The 24478-nt window shown below is 42.7% G+C and carries 24 protein-coding genes, 2 tRNA genes, 1 rRNA gene and 1 pseudogene; 25 read left to right on the top strand and 3 right to left on the bottom strand.

Going from position 1 to position 24478, the window contains the following annotated elements:
- The first annotated feature begins 10 nt into the window (after positions 1-10).
- From rrf to recG, 4 genes are all read left to right on the top strand, one after another.
- A 5S ribosomal RNA gene (gene rrf / locus ODU46_RS09005) occupies positions 11-126 on the top strand.
- A gap of 4 nt (positions 127-130) precedes the next feature.
- Positions 131-203 (top strand) — tRNA-Asn (locus ODU46_RS09000).
- A 22-nt stretch (positions 204-225) separates the two neighbouring features.
- Positions 226-297 (top strand) — tRNA-Glu (locus ODU46_RS08995).
- Between the two features lie 117 nt (positions 298-414).
- Positions 415-2433, top strand: a complete 2019-nt coding sequence (gene recG / locus ODU46_RS08990) for an ATP-dependent DNA helicase RecG (RefSeq protein ID WP_398579527.1) — start codon at positions 415-417, stop codon at positions 2431-2433.
- 62 nt (positions 2434-2495) lie between these two features.
- Here recG and ODU46_RS08985 read toward each other — a convergent pair whose 3' ends face one another.
- Positions 2496-3455: an asparaginase gene (locus ODU46_RS08985; RefSeq protein ID WP_105242545.1), complete on the bottom strand. Its 960-nt coding sequence runs from the start codon at positions 3453-3455 to the stop codon at positions 2496-2498.
- A 69-nt stretch (positions 3456-3524) separates the two neighbouring features.
- Between ODU46_RS08985 and ODU46_RS08980 the strand changes: the two are divergent.
- Positions 3525-4890: pseudogene (locus ODU46_RS08980) on the top strand (Cof-type HAD-IIB family hydrolase).
- Positions 4891-4905: 15 nt separating this feature from the next.
- Here the strand turns inward: ODU46_RS08980 and ODU46_RS08975 are convergent.
- Complete coding sequence (locus ODU46_RS08975; protein ID WP_105119852.1) at positions 4906-5358, bottom strand: universal stress protein; 453 nt, start codon at positions 5356-5358, stop codon at positions 4906-4908.
- Positions 5359-5512: 154 nt separating this feature from the next.
- Here ODU46_RS08975 and ODU46_RS08970 point away from each other — a divergent pair, with 154 nt between their 5' ends.
- The 8 genes from ODU46_RS08970 (at position 5513) to gatB (ending at position 13268) form a co-directional block, all read left to right on the top strand.
- Positions 5513-6727 carry a pyridoxal phosphate-dependent aminotransferase gene (locus tag ODU46_RS08970; protein ID WP_253212398.1) on the top strand — a complete coding sequence of 405 codons (1215 nt, stop codon included), beginning with the start codon at positions 5513-5515 and terminating at the stop codon, positions 6725-6727.
- Positions 6728-6878: 151 nt separating this feature from the next.
- Positions 6879-7667, top strand: a complete 789-nt coding sequence (gene codY / locus ODU46_RS08965) for a GTP-sensing pleiotropic transcriptional regulator CodY (protein ID WP_023369388.1) — start codon at positions 6879-6881, stop codon at positions 7665-7667.
- 1 nt (position 7668) lies between these two features.
- Positions 7669-8220, top strand: a complete 552-nt coding sequence (locus tag ODU46_RS08960; RefSeq protein ID WP_024384121.1) for a cysteine hydrolase family protein — start codon at positions 7669-7671, stop codon at positions 8218-8220.
- Positions 8221-8635: 415 nt separating this feature from the next.
- Positions 8636-8983, top strand: coding sequence for a 50S ribosomal protein L19 (rplS, locus tag ODU46_RS08955; protein ID WP_011921928.1), 348 nt, complete (start codon positions 8636-8638; stop codon positions 8981-8983).
- A 186-nt stretch (positions 8984-9169) separates the two neighbouring features.
- Positions 9170-9844, top strand: coding sequence for a hydrolase (locus ODU46_RS08950; RefSeq protein ID WP_024407238.1), 675 nt, complete (start codon positions 9170-9172; stop codon positions 9842-9844).
- A gap of 216 nt (positions 9845-10060) precedes the next feature.
- Positions 10061-10363, top strand: a complete 303-nt coding sequence (gene gatC, locus ODU46_RS08945) for an Asp-tRNA(Asn)/Glu-tRNA(Gln) amidotransferase subunit GatC (RefSeq protein WP_011921930.1) — start codon at positions 10061-10063, stop codon at positions 10361-10363.
- The gene (gene gatA, locus ODU46_RS08940) at positions 10363-11829 is read left to right on the top strand and encodes an Asp-tRNA(Asn)/Glu-tRNA(Gln) amidotransferase subunit GatA (protein ID WP_398579526.1); all 1467 of its coding nucleotides are present in this window, start codon (positions 10363-10365) and stop codon (positions 11827-11829) included. The genes gatC and gatA overlap by 1 nt, the downstream gene beginning before the upstream one ends.
- Positions 11829-13268, top strand: a complete 1440-nt coding sequence (gene gatB / locus ODU46_RS08935) for an Asp-tRNA(Asn)/Glu-tRNA(Gln) amidotransferase subunit GatB (protein WP_105150901.1) — start codon at positions 11829-11831, stop codon at positions 13266-13268. The genes gatA and gatB overlap by 1 nt, the downstream gene beginning before the upstream one ends.
- A 57-nt stretch (positions 13269-13325) precedes the next feature.
- Here the strand turns inward: gatB and ODU46_RS08930 are convergent, their stop codons facing one another.
- Complete coding sequence (locus tag ODU46_RS08930; RefSeq protein WP_398579525.1) at positions 13326-14324, bottom strand: LacI family DNA-binding transcriptional regulator; 999 nt, start codon at positions 14322-14324, stop codon at positions 13326-13328.
- A gap of 132 nt (positions 14325-14456) precedes the next feature.
- Between ODU46_RS08930 and ODU46_RS08925 the strand changes: the two genes are divergently transcribed.
- From ODU46_RS08925 to ODU46_RS08870, 12 genes are all read left to right on the top strand, one after another.
- On the top strand, positions 14457-15620 hold the full coding sequence (locus ODU46_RS08925) for a galactokinase (protein WP_105136584.1): 1164 nt from the start codon (positions 14457-14459) through the stop codon (positions 15618-15620).
- A 147-nt stretch (positions 15621-15767) separates the two neighbouring features.
- Positions 15768-17249 (top strand): UDP-glucose--hexose-1-phosphate uridylyltransferase, encoded by a 1482-nt coding sequence (galT, locus tag ODU46_RS08920; protein ID WP_105136585.1) that lies wholly within the window; start codon positions 15768-15770, stop codon positions 17247-17249.
- A gap of 399 nt (positions 17250-17648) precedes the next feature.
- Positions 17649-18557 carry a DMT family transporter gene (locus ODU46_RS08915; protein WP_044763227.1) on the top strand — a complete coding sequence of 303 codons (909 nt, stop codon included), beginning with the start codon at positions 17649-17651 and terminating at the stop codon, positions 18555-18557.
- A 47-nt stretch (positions 18558-18604) separates the two neighbouring features.
- Positions 18605-19234, top strand: a complete 630-nt coding sequence (locus ODU46_RS08910; RefSeq protein WP_395326786.1) for a copper homeostasis protein CutC — start codon at positions 18605-18607, stop codon at positions 19232-19234.
- Between the two features lie 240 nt (positions 19235-19474).
- Entirely contained in the window at positions 19475-20152 is a 678-nt protein-coding gene (locus tag ODU46_RS08905; RefSeq protein WP_079268379.1) for an SEC10/PgrA surface exclusion domain-containing protein, read from the top strand.
- 123 nt (positions 20153-20275) lie between these two features.
- Positions 20276-20803, top strand: coding sequence for a YqeG family HAD IIIA-type phosphatase (locus ODU46_RS08900; RefSeq protein WP_024384111.1), 528 nt, complete (start codon positions 20276-20278; stop codon positions 20801-20803).
- The gene (yqeH, locus tag ODU46_RS08895) at positions 20804-21910 is read left to right on the top strand and encodes a ribosome biogenesis GTPase YqeH (protein ID WP_011922650.1); all 1107 of its coding nucleotides are present in this window, start codon (positions 20804-20806) and stop codon (positions 21908-21910) included.
- A gap of 63 nt (positions 21911-21973) precedes the next feature.
- Positions 21974-22285: a ribosome assembly RNA-binding protein YhbY gene (yhbY, locus tag ODU46_RS08890; RefSeq protein ID WP_004195298.1), complete on the top strand. Its 312-nt coding sequence runs from the start codon at positions 21974-21976 to the stop codon at positions 22283-22285.
- Positions 22286-22297: 12 nt separating this feature from the next.
- On the top strand, positions 22298-22930 hold the full coding sequence (locus ODU46_RS08885; RefSeq protein WP_014637492.1) for a nicotinate-nucleotide adenylyltransferase: 633 nt from the start codon (positions 22298-22300) through the stop codon (positions 22928-22930).
- Positions 22927-23520, top strand: coding sequence for a bis(5'-nucleosyl)-tetraphosphatase (symmetrical) YqeK (gene yqeK / locus ODU46_RS08880; protein WP_395382268.1), 594 nt, complete (start codon positions 22927-22929; stop codon positions 23518-23520). The genes ODU46_RS08885 and yqeK overlap by 4 nt, the downstream gene beginning before the upstream one ends.
- A complete protein-coding gene (locus ODU46_RS08875; RefSeq protein ID WP_398579524.1) occupies positions 23517-23972 on the top strand; it encodes a GNAT family N-acetyltransferase in 456 nt (151 codons plus the stop codon). The genes yqeK and ODU46_RS08875 overlap by 4 nt, the downstream gene beginning before the upstream one ends.
- The gene (locus ODU46_RS08870; protein ID WP_336372851.1) at positions 23969-24478 is read left to right on the top strand and encodes a cysteine hydrolase family protein; all 510 of its coding nucleotides are present in this window, start codon (positions 23969-23971) and stop codon (positions 24476-24478) included. The genes ODU46_RS08875 and ODU46_RS08870 overlap by 4 nt, the downstream gene beginning before the upstream one ends.

Here is a 24478-nt window from a genome sequence, read left to right as displayed (position 1 = left end):
GACTCAACAGTTAAGTGACGATAGCCTAGGAGATACACCTGTACCCATGCCGAACACAGCAGTTAAGCCCTAGAACGCCTGAAGTAGTTGGGGGTTGCCCCCTGTTAGATACGGTAGTCGCTTAGCATATTCCGCCATAGCTCAGTTGGTAGAGCGCATGACTGTTAATCATGATGTCACAGGTTCGAGCCCTGTTGGCGGAGTAAAGAGAAATCTTTAGTATATGGTCCGTTGGTCAAGGGGTTAAGACACCGCCTTTTCACGGCGGTAACACGGGTTCGAATCCCGTACGGACTATATTGGGAGGCTGCTTAAGTCTCTTTTTTTGTTTTTTGAGGTGAATGGGCTTTAATTTGGCTCCTTTTTCTTTTCTTGTTGCTTTGTCTATTCATTGTTTGTTGATATAATAGAGACATGAAAAGATTATGTGATGAATTATCGGTTTTGCCAGGGATTGGTCCAAAATCGGCTGAAAAATTTTTAAAAATTAACATTCAGAATATTAATGATTTGCTGACTTACTATCCATTTAGATATGAAGATTTTGAGAGTAAGTCTATTTATGATTTGCAGGATGGTGAGAAGGCAGTGGTAGTTGGGGAGGTGGTATCTCCAGCTAATGTACAGTATTATGGTTACAAAAGAAATAGACTCCGTTTTTCAATGAAACAGGGTGAGGTTGTCTTAGCAGTTTCGTTTTTTAATCAGCCTTATTTAGCAGATAAGATTGTTTTGGGGCAGGATATTGCAGTTTGGGGAAAGTGGGATAAGGCTAAGGCAAGTTTGACAGGAATGAAAGTTTTGGCTCAAGTATCAGATGAGCTACAGCCTGTCTATCATGTGGCGCAAGGGATTTCGCAAGTAAATTTGGTTAAGGCAATTAAAACAGCTATTGATCAGGGATATTTGCATTTATTAGAGGAGAATTTACCATCAGTTTTACGAGAGCGCTATCGGTTAATGAATCGCCGAGAGGCGGTTTTTGCGATGCATTTTCCGACAAATTTAGAAGAGTATAGACAAGCTTTGCGACGTATGAAGTTTGAGGAATTATTTTATTTTCAATTACAGTTGCAACTGCTGAAAGCCAACAATCGTGATATTTCGAATGGTTTGAAGATTGCCTATGATGCTGATAGATTGGCTATGCAAATAAGACAATTGCCGTTTGTCTTAACGGATGCTCAGTCTGGGGCTTTGGCTGAAATACTATCAGATATGAAGTCCTATGGGCACATGAATCGTTTGCTACAAGGGGATGTTGGTTCAGGGAAGACAGTAGTTGCTGGATTGGCTATGTTTGCTGCTGTAACTGCGGGGATGCAGGCTGCAATTATGGTGCCGACAGAAATTTTGGCGGAGCAACACTTTGAGAGTTTGCGCCAGCTTTTTCCAGAACTTTCTATTGCTCTTTTGACAGGGGGAATGAAGGTTGCGGAGCGTCGTACTGCTTTAGAGGCGATTTCTAGTGGTCAGGTAGACATCATTGTAGGAACTCATGCTCTTATCCAGGAAAGTGTGACGTACCATAAGCTTGGTTTGGTTGTGACGGATGAGCAACATCGTTTTGGGGTTAAACAACGCCGTCTGTTTCGTGAGAAGGGTGATAATCCGGATGTGCTCATGATGACTGCTACACCTATTCCTCGGACGTTAGCCATTACAGCTTTTGGAGATATGGATGTATCGATTATTAATCAGTTGCCTGCTGGTCGGAAGCCAATTATTACTCGCTGGGTCAAACATCAACAGCTGCCCACGGTCTTAGATTGGTTGGAGCGGGAGTTAGAAGTAGGTGCCCAGGTTTATTTTATCTCTCCGCTGATTGAAGAATCTGAGGCTCTGGATTTAAAGAATGCTGTAGATCTGCAATCTGATTTACAGGCGCATTTTGGAGAGCAAGTTACAGTGGATTTGTTACACGGTAAGATGAAAAATGACGAGAAAGATGCCATCATGCAGGCTTTTAAGGAGCGAAAAACGAATATTTTGGTTTCTACCACTGTTATTGAAGTCGGAGTCAATGTGCCCAATGCAACGGTGATGGTTATTATGGATGCAGATCGTTTTGGTTTAAGCCAATTACATCAGTTGAGAGGGCGTGTAGGACGTGGTCATAAGCAGTCTTATGCAGTGTTAGTTGCTAATCCTAAAACAGAGTCTGGTAAGGAACGCATGAAAATTATGACAGAGACGACAGATGGTTTTATTTTGGCTGAAGCAGACTTGAAAATGCGTGGGTCTGGAGAAATATTTGGAACTCGTCAATCAGGTTTGCCAGAATTTCAGGTTGCAAATATTATCGAGGACTATCCAATTTTAGAGGAAGCAAGACGAGTTGCTAGTCAGATTGTTAGTGTGGAAAATTGGCAGGAGGACCCTAATTGGTCGATTTTACTTGCTAATTTGAAAGATCGAGAGGAATTGGATTAGTCATATAAAAAGGCCAACACACATGTGCTGGTCTTTTGACATATTGTATAGTTCGTCAACGATTAACCTTGGATGTAATCTGCCAAGCTTTGCTCTTCCAAGCCTGCATTGAGAGCGATAAGGAGTTTGAGGCGGGCTTTTTGAGCATTCAATTCTTTAACAAATAGAATGCCGTCTTGCTCCAGTTGGATGCCACCTCCTTGGTAGGCATAGACAGGCTCAGCAATTCCGTTAAAACAGCGAGATACCAGAATAATGGGTATCTTTTGATCAAGGAGTTTCTTAATGGCTGGAAGGATGGTAGGCGGAAGATTTCCGGCGCCGAGTGCTTCAATGACTAAGCCGGAAATTGAGCTTGCAGTGAGAGAATCAAGGAGGATGGAGTCCATATCTGCATAAGCTTTTATGATTGGGACCGTTCCTGTGACTCTTGACAAGTCAAATCGAACACGTGGTTCAGCAGTTTTAAAATAGAGAATCTCTCGTTTGGTGACTAAGCCCAGTGGTCCATGGGTTGGTGTTTGAAAGGTTGAGACATTGGTGGTATGCGTTTTTGTAACATATTTAGCAGCATGAATTTCATCGTTCATGACCACTAGAACACTTTTATCTGAGGATTTATCATCAGCAGCCACACGTAGGGCTGTTCGGTAGTTATAAATCCCGTCGCTACCTAGTTCATTTGAGGAACGCATGGCTCCGGTCAATACAATTGGTTTTTCTGGAATAGCCATTGTATCAAGGAAATAGGCAGTTTCTTCTAAAGTATCTGTGCCATGTGTAATGACAAAACCATCGAAGTTCATTTGTTCTTCTTTGATTTTTTGGTATAGAGCCATCATGTGTTCTAAGCGAATGTGTGGACTTGGAACATTGAGAAAATCCAAGGATGTCACTTGAATTTCTTCTAGTGGGCTATCAATTTGGGTCATTGGATTGATTTTACTCGATGCAACTTCACCCTGATGATTGGCTTGCATAGAAATGGTTCCACCTGTATGCAATACTAGAATTTTTTTCATAAATTTTCAGTTTCTTTCAAAGTGTGATATACTAATTGTAACATAATTCTTAGAAAGTAGGTGAGTTGGTTGACGATAAAGGCTGTATTTTTCGATATTGATGGTACCTTATTGACCGACAATCGTATGGTTAGTAGTTCAACTATTCTCGCCATTAATACTTTGAAAGAGAAGGGGATTTTAGTTGGTCTAGCTACAGGACGTGACCCTCGTTTTGTTTTGCAGTATATGGCTAGTTTAGGGCTAGATTTGGCCATTACTTATAATGGTCAATATATTTTTTCAAGAGAAGAAGTTATTTATAGTCAGAGTTTAGAGTCAAAGCAAATTGAACAAATTATGGAGTATGCGCAAACTCACCATAAGGATTTGTCTTTTGGAACTGCTAAAGGCATATTTGGTAGTAAGATTATGAGTGCTGGAACAGGAAATTTTGCATATCGTGTGACGCGTATGATTCCGGAGTCCTGGGCTGGAATCATAAACTTTATTTTCAATCGCTTGGTACGTTGGATTAGTCCTCAACAGGAAACGAATTTGAAAGGTTTTCTCTTTCAACCAATCTATCAGCTGATGTTGCTGACGACGGAAAGGGAGACGCAATCATTGGAGGTGCTCTTTCCGAACTTGTCTTTTACGCGTTCGAGTCCCTATGCGACTGATATTATCAGTAAGGGAAATTCAAAATTATCGGGTATTGTAAAGGTTGCAGATCGATATGGTTTTGAGTTAGATGAAGTTATGGTATTCGGAGATTCTAATAATGATTTTGAAATGTTGAATGAAATTCAGCACTCGGTAGCGATGGGAAATGGGACGAAAAAGGTTAAACAAGCAGCTTCCTTTGTTACAGATACAAATAATCGTGATGGGATTTATAAGGCATTAATTCATTTTGGTGTGATTGAGGGATAAGATGTTTCAGAGCAAGGACGATAATTTTAATAGGGTAAAGGATTTTCATTTTTTAATGGATGGTGAAACCCAAGAACTTCCCAGTGTGTATGATGGACAGACGGCTTTGCATCGTGCTGGTTTTAAAGTGGAGGAGTTGGTAGAATTTCTACATGCAGCTTCAGAATCTGAAGTTGAGTTTCATGATTTTATTCAACAACTTCATCAGGATTTAGATACTGCTGCTGCTAAGGTATCTGGCAAGAGAAGTTTCGGGGTTTCGATGCAGGATCAGGTAGATGCTTTGCTGGATATTCTTTATTTTACATATGGTTCGTTTGTTTTGATGGGGGTTGATCCAGAACCAATTTTTCAGATAGTCCATACTGCAAATATGGGGAAAACATTTCCAGATGGGAAGGCCCATTTTGATCCAATTACTCATAAAATTTTAAAACCTGATGATTGGGAAGAACGGTTTGCGCCGGAGGAAAAGATTCAGGAAGAGCTGAAAAGACAGATGAAAAGACTTGATTCGTAAATCAAGTCTTTTGGTTTATAAACTTTTTTCTCCATCGCGAACAATGAGTAAATCAATAGTTGCGTGGCGCATGATATATTCGGATGAGGATCCGATTAGGAGACGTTCAAAGGCATTTAGACCAGTTGCTCCAAGTAACATAAGATCCGCACCGGTTTCCTTTGGAATATCGATAGCCAGTAGGGTTTTAGGATTACCGAATTCAATGCGAATCTGTACATCGGTCAGACCAGCGTTGAGGGCTTCTTGTTTGTATTCTTCGAGGAGGAGCTCCGCCTCTCTTTCTAAAGATTCATAGACAGAGGCGTCAAATGCAACAACATTGTGGAGAGCACGGGTATCAATCACATGGGCGATAATCAGACGTGCTTGGTTGCGTAGTGCAACATGAATGGCTTTATGAAGAGCTAATTCTGCTCCTTTAGAGCCGTCTACAGCGACGAGTATTGTTTTGTAAGTTTGTGTCATAATAATCACTCCTTTCAGAAGAGCTTTGTCCCGAAATAGGTAGAGTAGTTCCTTACATTTTTATTATAAGCCTTTTGAGAGAAAATGTAAAGGATTCTTGTACTTTTTTAGCTTTTACAGTACAATAGAAAAGATAGAAAGTCGAGGTGACGACATGAAGCAATTTAACAAGTCAACAAAATTGGATGATGTAGCATATGATATTCGTGGGCCTGTTTTGGAAGAGGCCATGCGCATGCGTGCCAATGGAGAGCAGATTTTACGTTTGAATACGGGGAATCCTGCAGAATTTGGTTTTACTGCTCCAGATGAAGTTATTCGTGACTTGATTCATAACGCCCGTAAATCTGAGGGATATTCGAACAGTAAGGGAATTTTTTCTGCACGTAAGGCTATCATGCAGTATTGTCAGCTAAAGAAATTTCCAAATGTTGATATTGAAGATATTTATCTTGGAAACGGCGTGAGTGAGCTGATTGTTATGTCTATGCAAGGTTTGCTAGATAATGGTGATGAGGTGTTGGTGCCAATGCCAGACTATCCTCTCTGGACTGCTGCAGTTAGTTTGGCTGGTGGTAAAGCTGTTCACTATGTTTGTGATGAAGCAGCTGAATGGTATCCAGATTTGGCAGACATGGAGTCCAAGGTGACTTCTCGAACCAAGGCAATTGTCCTTATCAATCCAAATAATCCAACTGGTGCTCTCTATCCGAAAGAAATTTTAGAAGGAATCATTGATATTGCTCGTAGACATGAATTGATTATTTTCTCTGATGAGATTTATGATCGTATGGTCTTTGACGGAGCTGTTCATATCCCTATTGCGACACTGGCTCCAGATTTGTTTATTGTGACAATGAATGGATTGTCTAAATCGCATCGTATTTGTGGTTTCCGAGTAGGCTGGATGGTCTTATCTGGTCCGAAAAAACATGTAAAAGGTTACATTGAAGGCTTGAATATGTTGTCCAATATGCGTTTGTGTTCAAACGTTTTGGCTCAACAGGTTGTTCAAACTTCTTTGGGAGGTTACCAATCGGTTGATGAACTCTTGATGCCTGGCGGACGCTTATATGAACAAAGGGAGTTTATTACTAAGGCGATTAATGATATTCCAGGACTTTCTGCTGTAAAACCTAAGGCTGGTCTGTATGTCTTCCCAAAAATTGATCGTGAGATGTACAGAGTTGATGATGATGAACAATTTGTATTGGATTTCCTCAAGCAAGAAAAAGTACTTTTGGTCCATGGTCGAGGTTTTAACTGGAAGGATCCAGATCATTTCCGTATTGTGTATTTACCACGTGTGGATGAGTTGGCAGAAATTCAAGAAAAAATGTCACGATTCTTGCGGCAATATCGTAGATAATGGAATTTAGGGCTGAATGTTAATCAGCCTTTTCTTTTTACTTGAATGAAATTGTTTGTATTTTTCTAACAACGGTAAATATTCTGATAATTGTTGAAATTTTATGTATTTTTTGCTATACTGAAAGCAATTACAGAGTAAAGAGGAAAATATGACAACATTATTAGAGAAGACACGGAATATTACTTCTATTTTGAAGCGTTCCGAAGAGCAATTGGCAGAAGAATTGCCTTACAATGCCATTGCTGAGCATTTATCAGCTATTATTGACTGCAACTCGTGCATCATTAATAGTGAAGGTGAGGTTTTGGGATACCACATGAACTATGAGACGAACAATGATCGTGTGGAAGAATTTTTCCAAAATAAACAATTCCCAGAAGGATATGTAAAAGCAGTTGCACAGGTTTACGATACGCAGGTTAATTTGCCTGTCGAGAGCGAGTTGACTGCCATCCCTGTCGAATCACGTTCGACCTATCCAAATGGTCTGACAACGATAGCGCCTATCCATGTGACGGGGATTCGTTTTGGTTCGCTTATTATTTGGCGGAATGATGAGCAGTTTCACGATGATGATTTGATTTTGGTGGAGATTGCGGCAACAGTAGTTGGTATTCAGTTACTTAATTTCCAACGGGAAGAAGACGAGAAGAATATCCGTCGTCGTGCGGCAGTTAATATGGCGGTAAATACGCTATCTTACTCAGAAATGAAGGCAGTTGCAGCTATTTTGGGTGAATTGGATGGCAACGAGGGGCAATTGACTGCTTCTGTGATTGCAGATCGTATCGGTATTACACGCTCGGTGATTGTGAATGCACTGCGTAAGTTGGAGAGTGCAGGGATTATTGAAAGTCGTTCTTTGGGAATGAAGGGGACTTATTTGAAAGTTCTCATCCCAGCTATTTTTGATGAAATTAAGAAACGTGACTACTAAAATGACAAAAGCATTGATTTCGATTGATTATACAATAGATTTTGTGGCAGACGAAGGAAAGTTGACTGCTGGAAAATCAGCTCAGGCTATTTCTGAACGAATTGCTCAGGTTACGCAAGAAGCTTTTGAAAATGGAGACTACATTTTCTTTGCGATTGATGGTCATGAGGAGGGGGATGAATTTCATCCTGAAGCTCAGCTTTTCCCAAGTCATAATATCATTGGGACGCAAGGGCGTGACTTGTATGGTCCTTTAGCAGATTTTTATCAAAAACATAAAGGGCATGCACGTGTTCGTTGGATGGATAAACGTCATTATTCTACTTTTTCTGGGACGGATTTGGATGTTCGACTAAGAGAACGTGGTGTAGATACGGTTGTCTTGACGGGGGTTTTGTCTGATATTTGTGTTCTTCATACAGCTATTGATGCTTATAATAAGGGGTATCGTATTGAGGTGATCTCATCAGCCATTGCTGCATTGACGGAGGAGAATCATCAGTTTGCTCTCAACCATTTGCGTCATGTACTTGGTGCGACAATCATTGACTAATAGTATAGTGACCAGTCTGTGGACTGGTTTTTCGTTTTTCTCCAACAGGAATCTGTATCATTAACACTCTTCGAAAATCAAACTCAGACCTTGTTGACTTAGCTTGATGAACTTCAGTTCCATCTACAACTACGTCGTCAGTCTGATTCTGATATAGTCATTTAGTTTTTCTTTTATTACTTCGTTAACTCGCTTTGCCGTACTCCAGTACTGTCTGCAGCTCGTTGCCTAGTACTAAAAGTAAACTAAAAGACTATAAAAGAAGCGGTGTGATTGACCATGATAAATTTATCAAAATGCTTTACATAGGTGATTACTTGGTGTATAATATAGTCTGTGTGTAATGGACGCACAAAAATACAGTTTATCCGCTGGGTTTAAAAGCACCTAAGATTGACAAAGATAGGAGAATAAAATGAATCCATTGATCCAAAGTTTGACAGAAGGTCAACTTCGTACTGACATCCCTTCATTCCGTCCTGGTGACACTGTGCGTGTTCACGCTAAGGTTGTCGAAGGTAACCGCGAACGTATCCAGATTTTCGAGGGTGTTGTTATCTCTCGTAAAGGTCAAGGCATCTCAGAAATGTACACTGTACGTAAAATCTCTGGTGGTGTAGGTGTTGAACGTACATTCCCAATCCACACTCCACGTGTTGATAAGATTGAAGTAGTACGTTACGGTAAAGTACGTCGTGCTAAATTGTACTACCTACGTGCATTGCAAGGTAAAGCAGCACGTATCAAAGAAATCCGTCGTTAAGATAGTCCTACAGACTATTTTGGTCGGAGAAATGGGAGGCAGCGAAAGCTGTCTCTTTTTTTAAAAAAATCTGTTGAAAAGTACTTTATTGTGAAAGCAGTGGCAAAATGGATTGTTTTTGTGTCTCTTCCATGAAATAATATGTTATACTATATATTATTGTAGCTAGTATAGAGGAGGTTGCGGATGAGCGAACAGTTTATTCCATCTGTTTTATCAGATTTACGGCAGGATATTGTTCAGATGCCAGAAGTTATCAAGGAATGTAGTGGAATTCGTATTTATGGTCGTCGCATTCGTTCAGTCTTATTTACAACGGATGTGTCGATTATTGCCAATCACAATGCAGATGCTATTTTGGCTGTATATCCATTTACGCCCAGTCCAGCTATTATCAAAAGTATTATGTTGGTTGCGTCAGTTCCAGTCTTGGCTGGTGTTGGTGGAGGCTTGACGACAGGTATGCGTTCAGCTAATATGAGTCTATTGTCTGAGTCGGAGGGAGCATACGCTGTTGTGGTAAATGGACCAACGGATGTAAAAACAATTGAGGCAATCAATAAAGTAGTGGATATTCCTATCATTTATACAGTTGTTTCTGAAAAGTCTGATTTAACCTCACGGATTGAAGCAGGAGTAGATATTTTAAATGTTTCTTGCGGTATGGAAACGCCAAGGGTTGTGAAGAAGATTCGAGAAGCTTTCCCTGACTTTCCAATTATTGCGACTGGTGGTCCGACTGAGGACTCTATTCGTCGGGTTATCGAAGCTGGAGCCAATGCTGTCTCCTATACAGCACCAAGTAATGGAGAGCTTTTTAAGGGGAAAATGGAAAAATACCGCAAACATGCAAAGGATTAGTTCATAAAAAGATAGGCTAAGCAAACAGTAAGTTTTATTGCTAGATGAAACTTGCTGTTTTTTATCGTTTTACGGTGTGAGATTAGGAATACTGCGCAATTTAAAGAACGGATTTTTAGGAGGAAATAGGTAACATATTAGGTCATTTCTACCTTTGTCTGGGGCTGGAAATATGGTATAATGAGAAGATAGATTTCCATTAGGAGGAAAGTAAGAATGAAGATTTCTGAAGCTGAAGTCCGTCACGTTGCCAAGCTGTCTAAGCTGGAATTTTCGGATCAAGAAACAGCGGAATTTGCGACAAGTTTGAGCAAGATTGTTGATATGGTTGAATTGCTCAATGAAGTGGATACGACCGGTGTTGCGGTGACGACCACTATGGCTGACCGTAAGAATGTCTTGCGAGCAGATATTGCCCAAAAAGGTGAGAGCCGTGAGGAGCTCTTTAAAAATGTGCCTGAATCACAAGATAATTTTATCAAGGTACCAGCTATTCTAGACGGGGGAGGAGATGCCTAATGACTTTTAACAATAAAACCATTGATGAATTGCATGACCTCCTTGTCAAAAAGGAGATTTCTGCGGTTGAGTTGACCAAGGCAACTTTGGAAGACATTAAGAGCCGTGAGGGTGCAGTGGATGCTTTCTTGACTATCACAGAAGATGCGGCCTTGGCTCAAGCTGCTGCCCTTGATGAAAAAGGGATTGATGCGGACAATGTTATGGCAGGGATTCCTTTGGCAGTCAAGGACAATATCTCAACTAAGGGAATTTTGACCACAGCAGCTTCAAAAATGCTCTATAACTACGAGCCGATTTTCGATGCGACTTCTATTGCTCAGGCCTATGCTAAGGATATGATTATTGTTGGTAAGACCAACATGGATGAGTTTGCCATGGGGGGCTCCAATGAAAATTCTGCCTTCAAACCGACTAAAAATGCTTGGGACCAGACAAAAGTTCCTGGTGGTTCGTCAGGTGGTTCGGCAGCAGCAGTTGCTGCTGGTCAGGTCCGTTTGTCACTCGGTTCTGACACAGGTGGTTCCATTCGCCAGCCTGCGGCCTTTAATGGTATCGTCGGTATGAAGCCAACCTATGGAACGGTGTCACGTATTGGTTTGATTGCCTTTGGTTCATCTCTTGACCAGATTGGTCCATTTTCACAGACGGTTAAGGAAAATGCCCAGTTGCTCAATGTCATCTCTGGTCATGATGTCAAGGACGCTACATCAACGATCAATGAAATTGCTGACTTCACCAGCAAGATTGGTCAGGACATCAAGGGCTTGAAAATCGCTCTTCCAAAAGAATACATGGGAGAAGGGATCGATCCGCAGGTCAAGGAAACCATTCTCAAGGCGGCTAAGCACTTGGAAAGTCTGGGTGCGATTATCGAGGAAGTTAGCCTGCCACATTCTAAGTATGGGGTTGCTGTTTACTACATTATCGCTTCATCAGAGGCTTCTTCTAACTTGCAACGTTTTGACGGTATCCGTTATGGTTTCCGTGCAGAAGATGCGACAAACTTGGATGAGATTTATGTGAAGACCCGTAGCCAAGGTTTTGGCGAGGAAGTCAAACGCCGTATTATGCTTGGAACTTTCAGCCTGTCATCAGGTTACTACGATGCCTACTTCAAGAAGGCTGGTCAGGTGCGGACTTTGATTATCCAAGATTTTGAAAAAGTCTTTGCTGACTATGACTTGATTTTGGGTCCAACAGCTCCGACGGTTGCCTTTGGTTTGGACACGCTCAACCATGACCCTGTCGCTATGTACTTGGCAGATTTGTTAACCATTCCTGTAAACTTGGCAGGTCTCCCTGGTCTTTCTATTCCTGCTGGTTTTGTGGAAGGCTTGCCAGTCGGTTTGCAGTTGATTGGTCCAAAATATTCAGAAGAGACCATTTACCAAGTGGCTGCTGCCTTTGAAGCGACAACAGACTACCACAAGCAGCAACCAGTGATTTTTGGAGGTGCTAACTAATGAACTTTGAAACGATTATTGGTCTAGAAGTCCATGTGGAGTTGAATACCAACTCGAAAATTTTCTCACCTTCATCTGCTCATTTTGGTGAGGATCCAAATGCCAATACAAACGTGATTGACTGGTCTTTCCCAGGTGTCCTTCCTGTCCTTAATAAGGGTGTTGTGGATGCTGGTATCAAGGCTGCCTTGGCCTTGAACATGGACATTCACAAGGACATGCACTTTGACCGTAAGAACTATTTCTATCCTGATAACCCTAAGGCCTATCAGATTTCCCAGTTTGACGAGCCGATTGGCTACAATGGTTGGATTGAGATTGAGCTAGAAGACGGTACGACTAAGAAAATTCGTATCGAGCGTGCGCATTTGGAAGAGGATGCAGGTAAGAATACCCACGGGACAGATGGTTATTCTTATGTGGACCTCAACCGTCAGGGTGTTCCTTTAATTGAGATTGTATCAGAAGCGGATATGCGTTCGCCTGAAGAAGCTTATGCCTACTTGACAGCCCTTAAAGAAATCATTCAGTACACTGGTATCTCAGATGTGAAGATGGAAGAGGGTTCTATGCGCGTGGATGCCAACATCTCTCTTCGTCCTTATGGTCAAGAAAAATTTGGTACCAAGACTGAGTTGAAAAACCTCAACTCCTTCAACTATGTTCGCAAGGGCTTGCAGCACGAAGTAGAACGTCAGGCAAAAATCTTGCGTTCAGGTGGTCAAATCCAGCAGGAAACTCGTCGTTACGATGAATCTACCGGTGAAACCATTCTTATGCGTGTCAAAGAAGGGTCAGCGGACTACCGTTACTTCCCAGAGCCAGACCTGCCGCTCTATGAGATTGATGATAGCTGGATTGAGGAAGTGCGTGCAGAATTGCCAGTCTTTCCAAAGGCTCGCCGTGCTCACTATGTGGAAAACTTGGGCTTGACCGCCTATGATGCCGGTCAGTTGACGTCTACCAAGGCTCTGTCTGATTTCTTTGAAGCAGCAGTGGCAGTAGGTGGCGATGCTAAACAAGTTTCTAACTGGTTGCAGGGTGAAGTGGCTCAGTTCCTCAATGCTGAAGGTAAGACTATTGAGCAAATCGCCTTAACACCAGAAAACTTGGTGGAGATGATTGCCTTGATTGCGGATGGTACTATTTCATCCAAAATTGCCAAGAAAGTCTTTGTTCACTTGGCCAAAGAAGGCGGCTCTGCTAAGGCATACGTAGAGAAAGCTGGTTTGGTACAGATTTCAGACCCTGCGATCTTGATTCCGATTATCCACCAAGTTTTTGCGGATAATGAAGCAGCCGTAGCTGACTTCAAGTCAGGCAAACGCAATGCCGATAAGGCCTTTACAGGCTTCTTGATGAAAGCAACCAAGGGACAAGCCAACCCACAAGTTGCACAACAACTCTTGGCTCAAGAATTGGCTAAGTTGTTGGATTAAAATGAATAAAAGAAAACCGAGAATTCGTTGTGAACTCTCGGTTTTTCTTTTGCACTTTTAATAAGAACTCTCCCGTATAACCAGCTGGGTACCCAGCTTGATTTTGCGGGGGTGGTGGGGCTGCGGATTCGCAATGATACGGTCCAGCAGTTGCATAGCTTCTTGCCCCATTTCTTCGGTGAAGATGCTGATTGAAGATAGGGCTGGGTAGACTTGGCGCGTGATGGCTGTATCGTTAAAGGTGATGAGTTGGACACGTTCGGGAACGGCTATTTGGCGCTCTTGAAGTGCTCGAAGGGCGCCGACAGCCAGAGTATCGTTTGCCATGAAAAAGGCAGGTGGCAGTTGGTCACCCAGGTCTGCGATAGCCTGGCTCATCAGCTCATAGCCAGATTGAGTTGAGAATTTTCCTTGATAGATATAACTTTCTTGGAGCATGCCCAAGGAGCCTAGATAGGTCCGAAAGGCAGTCAGGCGGGGATCTGTTGGCAGTTGGTGTCCGTCTGTGGTTTCTTCCTGTCCGACTAGGAGTCCAATATCAGTCAGACCTTGTGAACGGAAGTGGTCGATAACTGTCTGGACAGAGTGTTCAAAGTCAGTTGTGACGCAGGAGAATCCCTCGGTCAGTGTATCAGAGTCCACAAAAATGAGCTTGGAAGACAGGCTAGTCAGCTCTGCTATTTGCCCAAAAGAAAACTTACCAACTGCGATGATGCCGTCCAATCCTTGAAGGAGGGGATTGGTCAAGTCGTTGAAGGAGCGGACGATTTGGTAGCCCAAGAGGCTGGCGGCTTGCTCGATGCTAGCTCGGATAGAGTAGTAGTAGAGGTCGGCTAGCTCTTCGCTCTCGGTGTACCATTGGACAATTCCGATGGTGCCTTTTTGTTGGGGTGCTTGTTTTTTGAGGTGTTTGGTGTAGCCTAAGTCTTGAGCCAAGTTTAAGATTTTTTGTCGGGTTTCTGGGCTGACGGATAAGGTCAGGTCGCCCTTTAGAACTCTTGAAATGGTGGCGGGGGATAGGTCTGCTTTTTTGGCAATATCTTTGATAGTAACCATGTTTTTCTCCTGTCTATTTGTCTCTAGTATAGCACAAAACATAAAATTAGTAAATTTTTAGTAAAACTATTGACTTTTAAATTCTTGAGTTGTACAATAAAAGAAAACGATTACAAAATCAAGGAGGTTCTTATGGATAAAGAACAACTCAAGCAGGCCTTTCTCGATGTTTTTGGACAAGAGGCTGATGCAACTTTTTTCTCACCAGGGCGCATTAATTTGATTGGTGAGCACACTGACTATAACGGTGGTCATGTTTTTCCCGCGGCTATTACCTTGGGGACCTACGGAGCTGCTCGCAAACGTGATGACCAGCTTCTACGTTTTTATTCCGCAAACTTTGAAGAACTTGGAATTATCGAAGTGGATTTGAACAATCTGGTCTTTGATAAGGCGGACAACTGGACCAACTATGCCAAAGGTGTTCTTAAGTTCTTGCAAGAAGCAGGTCACACCATTGACACAGGGATGGAAGTCTTTGTTTACGGTAACATTCCAAATGGTTCAGGCTTGTCATCATCAGCTTCTCTAGAACTCTTGATTGGGATTATTGCAGAAGAATTGTATGGTCTAGAATTGACTCGCCTTGATTTGGTGAAAATTGGGAAACAAACGGAAAATCACTTTATCGGTGTCAATTCTGGTATCATGGACCAGTTTGCTATTGGTATGGGAGCAGACCAGCGTGCCATTTATCTGGATACCAATACCTTAGAATATGAATTGGTGCCACTTGACTTGGGTGACCATGTGATTGTCATTATGAATACCAACAAACGCCGTGAATTGGCAGATTCTAAGTACAATGAGCGTCGTTCGGAATGTGAAAAAGCAGTGGAAGAATTGAATGCTGTCTTGAATATTCAAACTCTGGGAGAATTGGATGAATGGACCTTTGATCAATATAGCTATTTGATTAAGGATGAAAATCGTATCAAGCGTGCCCGCCATGCTGTCTTAGAAAATCAACGGACCTTGCAGGCTCGTAAGGCCTTGGAAGAAGGAGATTTGGCAACCTTTGGTCGTTTGGTCAATGCTTCTCATGTTTCTTTGGAACATGATTATGAAGTGACAGGTTTGGAATTGGATACCTTGGCTCATACAGCTTGGGAGCAAGAAGGCGTCCTTGGTGCTCGGATGACGGGAGCTGGTTTCGGTGGCTGTGGTATTGCCATTGTCCATAAGGACAAGGTTGATGCCTTTACTGAAAATGTTGGTAAGACCTATACAGAGGTTGTTGGCTATGAACCAAGCTTCTATGTAGCGGAAATTGCTGGAGGCTCTCGCGTCTTATAGTCATTCATTTTGTCTTTTATTAGGTTGACAGAAGTGACTTATATGTAAGTTTATCGACTGTATGCGACGAACGTTGAGAAGTGGTATTGGCTTGTTTCCTAGCCTTTTCTTAAACTGAAAGACTATTTTTAATAATAGATTGGAGAAATGATGACAGGATTGGTGGATCGTTTTGTTGAGCAGGTCATTGCCAACAGTGGTTTTGAAGAAATGGATGCTCTTTACCTGCGCAATCGAGTCTTGGCTTTGGTGGGAGACCAGGTTTTGACTGTTCAAACAGATTTAGAGGACCTGATTGAATTAAAAGATGAACTATTGGCTCATGGAGTTCGAACTGGTTTTGTGGGTGAATTGCTGGAAGAGCAGGACATGGTTGGGGCTTGTTTGATGGATTTGATGACACCGAGTCCGAGTCAGGTCAATCGTGATTTTTGGCAGACCTATCAGGACAGTCCAGAGCAAGCGATTGGCGACTTCTATGAATTGAGCAAGCGCAATGACTATATCAAGATGGCTGCGATTGCGAAAAATATCTATTATCAAGTTTCGACAGAGTATGGGGATTTGGAAATCACAATCAATCTATCTAAACCTGAGAAGGATCCCAAGTCTATTGCAGCTGCTACGAAAGCTGAAGCAAGCAATTATCCCAAATGTCTACTCTGTATGGAAAATGAGGGCTATCAGGGACGGATTAACCATCCAGCACGCGCCAACCACCGCATTATTCGCTTGGATCTTGGTCAGGAAAAGTGGGGCTTCCAGTATTCGCCCTATGCTTACTACAATGAACATGCTATTTTCCTAAATCAGGAACATGTGCCGATGGTCATTAGTCCGCGAACATTTGAGCAACTCTTGGACTTGTTGGATTTATTGCCAGGCTATTTTGTCGGTTCCAACTCCGACCTACCAATCTCGGGTGGCTCCATCTTGACCCACAATCACTATCAGGGTGGGCGGCACAGTTTTGCCATGGAAAAGGCTCCGATAGAAGGCCAGCTGGTCTTCGACGGCTTTGAGTCCGTTTCGGCAGGGATTGTCAAGTGGCCCATGTCGGTCATTCGCTTGAGTTCAGCAGATAAGCCATCGCTTCTTGGTTTAGCGACTAAGATTTTGGAAAAATGGCGGAGCTACTCAGATGATAGTGTTCAGATCAAGGCTGAGACGGATGGAACTCCCCATCATACCATCACCCCGATTGCTCGGAAACGAGGAGATTTGTACGAGCTGGATTTGGTTCTCCGCGATAATCAGACTTCAGAAGAGTTTCCAGATGGCATCTATCATCCACATCCAGATGTGCAACATATCAAGAAAGAAAATATCGGCTTAATTGAGGTAATGGGCTTGGCGATTTTACCTCCACGCTTAAAGGCAGAATTGGCTGAAGTAGAAAAATTCTTACTGGGTCAAGCTAGTCAGGTGGCTGACTATCATCAGTCTTGGGCGGAAAGCCTAAAATCAGCTCATCCAGATGTGACGGAAGAAACCGTCGAACAAGTTGTTCGTGAGTCAGTGGGACAAATTTTCGCGCGTGTATTGGAAGATGCAGGTGTCTACAAACGAACTCCAGAAGGACAGGCAGCCTTTCTACGATTCGTAGAATTTGTAGGTTTAGTAGCATAAATGTAAGAAAGAGTGGGAGTGGGATAGAACTCGACCAATCTAAAGAGTTCGTCAACAAGTCCTTATTTCCAGTTGTTGAGCTGAAACAGTCTATCCCCAGACTGTTTCACTCCCACCCCGTACAGCTCAAACTGTCTGGGAGACAGTTTGAGGTTGGAAATGAAGCGAACTTTGTTCGCATCAGTCGTAGAGGTCAGATTTGGAGTGTGAAACGCGAATTGCTGAGATTTGCTCTGCAAATCCCATTTCCAACCTTTAACAGTCTCCCAGACTGTTAAAGCCAATCAACCACTGCGCTGAGATGTTGACGCAAACTTAGTGAGGTTGGACCTGTCTTTTTGCCTCCCTTCCTGCTCTTTTGGTATAATGGAAGTATTCACAGTGTGAGAAGGAGATATGATGGCGGAAAAGAGATTGGGGACACTGATTACATTAATAGCAGGTATAGCCTGGGGCTTGTCTGGAGTGAGTGGGCAGTACTTGATGTCACGTGGTGTTTCAGTAGATATGATTACCTCCCTGCGTTTGTTGGTATCGGGATTCTTTCTCGTTGGCCTGGCTTATGCTACAGCGAAAGAACAGCTGTTGATAGTATTGAAAAATAGAAAAGCCTTGTTGGGAATTTTTGTTTTTGCGATGTTGGGTCTGGTTCTTAACCAGATGGCTTATTTACAAGCTATCTATCATACCAATGCGGGAACGGCTACGGTTTTACAATACCTTTGCCCTATCTTAGTCTTGGCTTATACCTGTTTGAAAAATAGGGAAAAACCATCAGGGATTGAGTTGATTTCAATTCTCTTAGCCGTAGCAGGAACTTTTCTGATTGCGACTCATGGCAAATTAGATGAATTGGCAGTGACTCCAATCGGTTTGTTCTGGGGAATCTTCTCAGCCTTTACTTATGCGCTATATATTATTTTGCCAGGTAAATTGATCCGTCAATACGGCAGTATAACGGTGATTGGTTTAGGGATGTTAATGGGTGGTTTTGTAGTCACGCTTGGTTTGCAAACTTGGCAGCATCATCTTCCTATTGATGGTGGAAGTTTCCTGGGGCTGTTAGGTATTGTCGGAGTCGGGACGATTTTTGCCTATACTGCCTTTCTTAAAGGCGTCAGTATGGTTGGTCCTGTCAATGGTAGTCTTTTGGCCTCGATTGAGCCGATTGCATCTGTCTTTTTTGCAGTGTGGTTGGTCAATGAACAATTTTATGCAATTGATTTTGTTGGAATGTTGTTGATTTTACTTGCTGTTTTACTTATTTCTTTAAAAGATATATTGGTTGCCCAAAAGAGTATTGGTTAATATACTCTTTTTTGTTATACTAAAGAAAAAACTTGAAAGGAATAAAGATGATTAAAGAATTTTGTTCCGAAAATCATGTAGGTGTGATGAAGGCCCTATCCCTAGGAGCTAAACGGATTGAACTCTGTGATAATTTGGCAGTCGGAGGGACGACGCCGAGTTATGGAGTGATCAAACATGTTTGTCAACTGGCTCATGAGAATGAAGCCACAGTCATGACCATGATTCGCCCTCGAGGTGGAGATTTTTGCTACGATGAAGCTGAGGTGGAAATGATGGTTGAAGATTGTAAAGCAGCGATTGAACTAGGTTCAGATGGTCTGGTTTATGGTTTGTTAACCGAGGAAAATTGGTTGGACGAAGCGGCCTTGGAAAGACTGTTTGCTGTTTCGCAGGACTGTCAGATTGTCTTTCACATGGCTTTTGACCAAATTCCTCGCGAACGCCAATTTGAGGCTCTTGATTGGCTGGCAGAACATGGAGTGACACGGATTTTGACGCGTGGAAGTCTGACAGGTTCAGCTTTGCAGAATATCGATTGGTTACGAGACATTCAAGCCTATGCGGATGGAAAAATTGAAATTCTAGTTGGCGGTGGGTTAACGGTTGAAAATGTGCCAGTTTTACTAGAAAAACTAGCTATTGACCAAGTTCATGGGACAAGATTGTTTTGGTAGGACAGGTCTGCCTCTAAACGGCTCAGCAGACTATTTACTTTTCTGGGTTTATATTAGCTTTATTTAAGGAAGAGGGAGTATACTCTTTTTATTCTTTTTCATATCCCTCCTAGAAAGCACCTAAGTGGGTGCTTTTTGTTCATATTGCACAAAGGGTTTGTGATATGAAAATATTTACAAAAATGTATAAACTTGTTACAATAATGGTATAAATAAACACGTGGGGAGGAGACTATGGGGATGGTTGGAAATCACGAAATTTCAGATAAGATTCTATTGCCAGATGGATATTATGAGAAGCTTTTAGAGTATGCACAAGCTGAGAAAACTGGTTTCGATGCGGAATTGGAAAGACTTGGCGAGCAGGGGCTGTTGCTTAATGTCTACAAGGGTCAGGAAGCAGATAGGGAAATTATCCTGTCTGATATTGAGAACTTAGACAAAGAAATTAGAGAAGAGTTGGCTCAATATGCCGTAACACTTCTGAATCCATTGCGTAAACAGTTGGGGACTGTAGCAGTGGAGATGAGTGATTTTGCTTTGGACTATGCTGTTCGTTTAGCCCAATCCTTGAATAGTACTTTGCGTTATCATAATTATGATAGCTTGATTGCCATTGCTAAAACCAAAGGAGTTGAACCCAAAGGTAAGGACTGTCAATCATTTTCAGAGTACAGACAGCGTTACAGTCTCTATGATGCTAAGAAGTTAATTTATCGGGCTCTCGCATGGCGTCTATTCGATGATAGTCATGCAAATTATGGACATGCTCTTACCATTTTGGGGTTGGATGAGGATGAGTCAGGAGTAGAGCAAATCGGTTTTGCTTTTTCAAAATTTACTCTTGATATTGATTGGTTGCTAACCCATATGATTTTCATTCCGAAAGATTGGATTTTGGAAGAAGGGCAGATGTAATTTACAACTACCATTAGATTACCTCCAGAAGGCACTCGGTTGATCCGAGTGTTTTCTGCTATCCATTCGCATTTTTCTTAGAAAAATGGTATAATTATCTGATAAAAAACTTTGGAGACGATAGTGAGTTTAGAAAATTACATGCCAGATTTTGCCTTGGAAAAGGCTTATGACGTGACCGTCGAAAGCTTGAAAAAACATGGCATAAAAGTAGTGTTTGTTGACTTGGATAATACCTTGATTGCTTGGAACAATCCCGATGGAACGCCAGAGATGCGCCAGTGGTTACATGATTTGCGAGACGCAGGCATTCCTGTTGTGGTGGTGTCTAACAATAAATATGAACGTGTCAAACGGGCGGTTGAAAAATTTGGGATTGAATTTGAAGCCTTCGCTCTCAAGCCTTTCACCTTTGGGATTAACCGTGCTTTGAAACGCTATGATGTCCAGCCACATGAAGTGGTCATGATTGGCGATCAGTTGATGACGGACATTCGGGCTGCTAAGCGAGCAGGTCTCAAGTCTGTCTTGGTCAAACCCTTGATAAAGACGGACTCTATTAATACGCAGATCAACCGTTGGCGTGAACGACGGACCATGAAAAAAATCATCGCTAAATATGGAGCGATAGACTACAAGAGGGAGATGTAAGTGGAAGAATTATTTTGTATCGGCTGTGGTGCCCAGATTCAGACGCTAGACAAGGCTGTCGCTGGTTTTACACCTCAATCAGCCCTAGAAAAAGGCCTGGAAACAGGGCAACTCTACTGCCAACGTTGTTTCCGTTTGCGCCATTACAATGAGATTTCAGATGTCAATATCTCGGATGACGATTTCTTGAAACTCCTCCATAGCGTAGGAGAAAGCGATGCCTTGGTGGTTAATGTCATTGATATTTTTGATTTCAATGGTTCAGTCATTCCAGGTTTGCCTCGCTTTATTTCTGGAAATGACGTGCTTTTGGTCGGCAACAAGCAGGACATTTTACCCAAGTCTGTCAAGACAGGCAAGGTTACTCAGTGGTTGACCGAACGGGCGCATGAAATTGGCATGCGACCAGTCGATGTGGTCTTGACTTCAGCCCAAAACAAGCAGGCTATCAAGGACTTGATTGAAAAGATTGAACAACACCGCAAGGGACGGGATGTCTATGTGGTCGGCGTGACCAACGTTGGCAAATCAACCTTGATCAATGCTATTATCCAAGAAATCACAGGGGACAAGGATGTCATTACGACTTCACGTTTCCCTGGAACGACGCTGGATAAGATTGAAATTCCTTTGGATGATGGTTCATACATCTATGACACGCCAGGAATTATCCATCGTCACCAGATGGCCCATTATTTGACGGCTAAAAACCTCAAGTACATCAGCCCTCGGAAAGAAATCAAGCCAAAGACCTACCAGCTCAATCCAGAACAAACCTTGTTCTTGGCTGGTCTGGGACGATTTGACTTTGTGGCTGGTGAACGCCAAGGCTTTACGGCCTTCTTTGACAATGAATTGCAGCTCCACCGCACCAAACTGCAGGGAGCTAGTGAATTTTACCAGAAACATGCAGGCTCACTTTTAGTGCCGCCAACCAGCAAGGAATTGAAAGAATTTCCTGAATTGGTCCGTCATGAATTTACCATCAACGAAAAGACGGATGTGGTCTTCTCAGGTCTTGGTTGGATTCGGGTCAATGAAAAGGCTAAGATTGCAGCTTGGGCACCTAAGGGTGTGGATGTGGTGATCCGCAAGGCCATTATTTAGATGTGAGTCCTGGTTACATTTGTTAGCCAATAAATAATAAATATAGAAACATAGGAAAAATAGATGTCATTAACTTCAAAACAACGTGCCTTTTTGAACAGTCAGGCACACAGTCTCAAACCCATCATTCAGATTGGGAAAAATGGTCTCAATGACCAGATTAAAACCAGTGTTCGTCAGGCGCTGGACGCGCGTGAATTGATCAAGGTGACCTTGCTACAAAATACGGATGAAAACATCCACGAAGTAGCTGAAATCTTGGAAGAAGAAATCGGTGTGGATACGGTCCAAAAAATCGGTCGCATTTTGATTTTATTCAAACAATCTAGCAAGAAAGAGAACCGTAAAATTTCCAAACAGGTCAAAGAAATCTAAGAAGGAGAGCCTATGGCTATTGAACTCTTAACACCCTTTACCAAGGTTGAATTAGAGGTTGAAAAGAAAGAAACCAATCGCAAACAAGTGGGGATTCTGGGAGGGAATTTCAATCCTGTCCACAATGCTCATTTGATTGTGGCAGACCAGGTCCGTCAACAGTTGAAGTTGGATGAGGTCTTGCTCATGCCAGAATTCATTCCGCCTCATGTGGATAAGAAAGAAACCATTGACGAATACCATCGCTATTCCATGCTCAAGATGGCTATTGCAGGTATTGAGGGCTTGGGGATTGAAACCATTGAACTGGAACGCCGTGGTGTCAGCTATACCTACGACACCATGAAATTGCTGAAGGAAAAAAATCCTGATACGGATTATTATTTCATTATCGGTGCAGATATGGTAGACTACCTCCCAAAATGGCACAGGATTGATGAATTGGTCCAGTTGGTGCAGTTTGTTGGTGTCCAGCGTCCTCGTTACAAGGCAGGGACTTCCTATCCTGTTATCTGGGTAGATGTGCCCTTGATGGACATTTCCTCCAGCATGGTGCGGAGCTTTATCAAGCAAGGACGGGTGCCGAATTTTATGGTGCCTCATGAAGTTCTGGACTATATCGAAGAAAAGGGACTGTACCAATGATTGCAGCAGATTTGACATTTGACCGTCAGGCTCTTTTGGAAAAAATCCGTGTAGCCATGAAGCCGGCGCGCTTCCAACATGTCTTGGGTGTGGAAGAGGCAGCGCTTGCCTTGGCAGACCAATACGGCTGTGATCCGAAAAAAGCCAGTCTGGCAGCACTTTTGCATGATTATGCCAAGGAAGTGGAAGATCAAGTCTTTCTGGACTTGATTGCCAAGTATGATTTAGACAAGGAACTGCTCAACTGGGATAATAACATCTGGCACGGTGTGGTTGGGGCCTATAAAATCGCAGAAGATTTTGGCTTGAAAGATGAGGAAATTTTCCAAGCCATTCAACGACATACTATTGGTGCTGGGCAGATGACCTTACTGGACAAGGTGCTCTATGTGGCGGACTACATCGAACCCAATCGGGATTTTCCTGGGGTGGACGAGGCGCGACGAATTGCAAAAGAGTCTTTGGACAAGGCAGTAGCCTTTGAAACTGCCCAAACCATTTCCTACTTGGCCAAGAAGGGGGTTCCCATTTATCCACAAACCTTGGAAACTTATAATGGACATGTCACATATTTGAAGGAGCAAGAATGATTGTATTAAAACCTGTGGACGAAAGTTCTTATCAAGCTGTCTTAGACTTGACAGTAGCCGAGGCAGATAAGGGCTTCGTGGCTCCCAACGTGCGCTCCTTGGCAGATGCCTGGCTATATAGAGATAACGGCGATGTCTTTCCCTATGCCATTTGGGCTGATGAGCAGGTTGTTGGCTTTGCTTTGATTGACATTGATGAGGACATCCAGCAGTATATGCTCTGGTGGTTTATGATTGGTCAAGAATTTCAGGGGAAAGGCTATGGTCAGGCTGCTTTGGAAGTCGTGATTGATCAAGCAAGAGCTCACCCTGTCTGTAATCATTTGATTGTCGCCTATGTCAAGGGCAACCAAAAGATGGCAAGACTCTTGGAAAAAAATGGTTTTGTCTTAGATCTTGAAGAAGAAAGGGAATTGGTGTTCCGTTTGGAAACGCCTGGGGTCAAGTTTTGAAATCTGCATTGTTAGTCATTGACATTCAGCATTTGCCTGTGGAAGGCAAGCCCTATGGGATTGAAAATCGGCTTCGGATCTGGCAAGATAGCCTTGCTCAAGCCCGTCAAGCGGGGATAGAAGTCATCCATGTCCGCCATCATGACCAGGAATTGGTCAAGGGGACTGCTGATTGGGAGATTCATTCAACTGTTGCACCCTTAGCTAGTGAGAAGATTTTCGATAAGACCTTCAATAGCGCCTTCAAGGAAACGGGGCTTCATACTTATTTGCAGGAAAAGGGAATTGAGCAGCTCATCATCATGGGCATGGCGACCAATTTTTGCATTGACACGACGATTAAAGTAGCCTTTGAACTAGGCTACAAGGTAGCTGTGATTCAGGACGGAACGACGACAGGTTATTCAGGCAAATTGGATGCCAAGGACTTGATTGACCACTACCAAAACATCTGGTCATGGAATTTTGCCCAGGTGGATACATTAGAAAATATAATTAGAGGATAA

It is taken from the genome of Streptococcus sp. 2020WUSS089 (assembly GCF_044427405.1).
GTDB classification, from domain to species: Bacteria; Bacillota; Bacilli; order Lactobacillales; family Streptococcaceae; genus Streptococcus; species Streptococcus hashimotonensis.
Note: the sequence above shows the minus strand (reverse complement) of the source record. Positions and strands in the feature narration are given on the sequence as shown.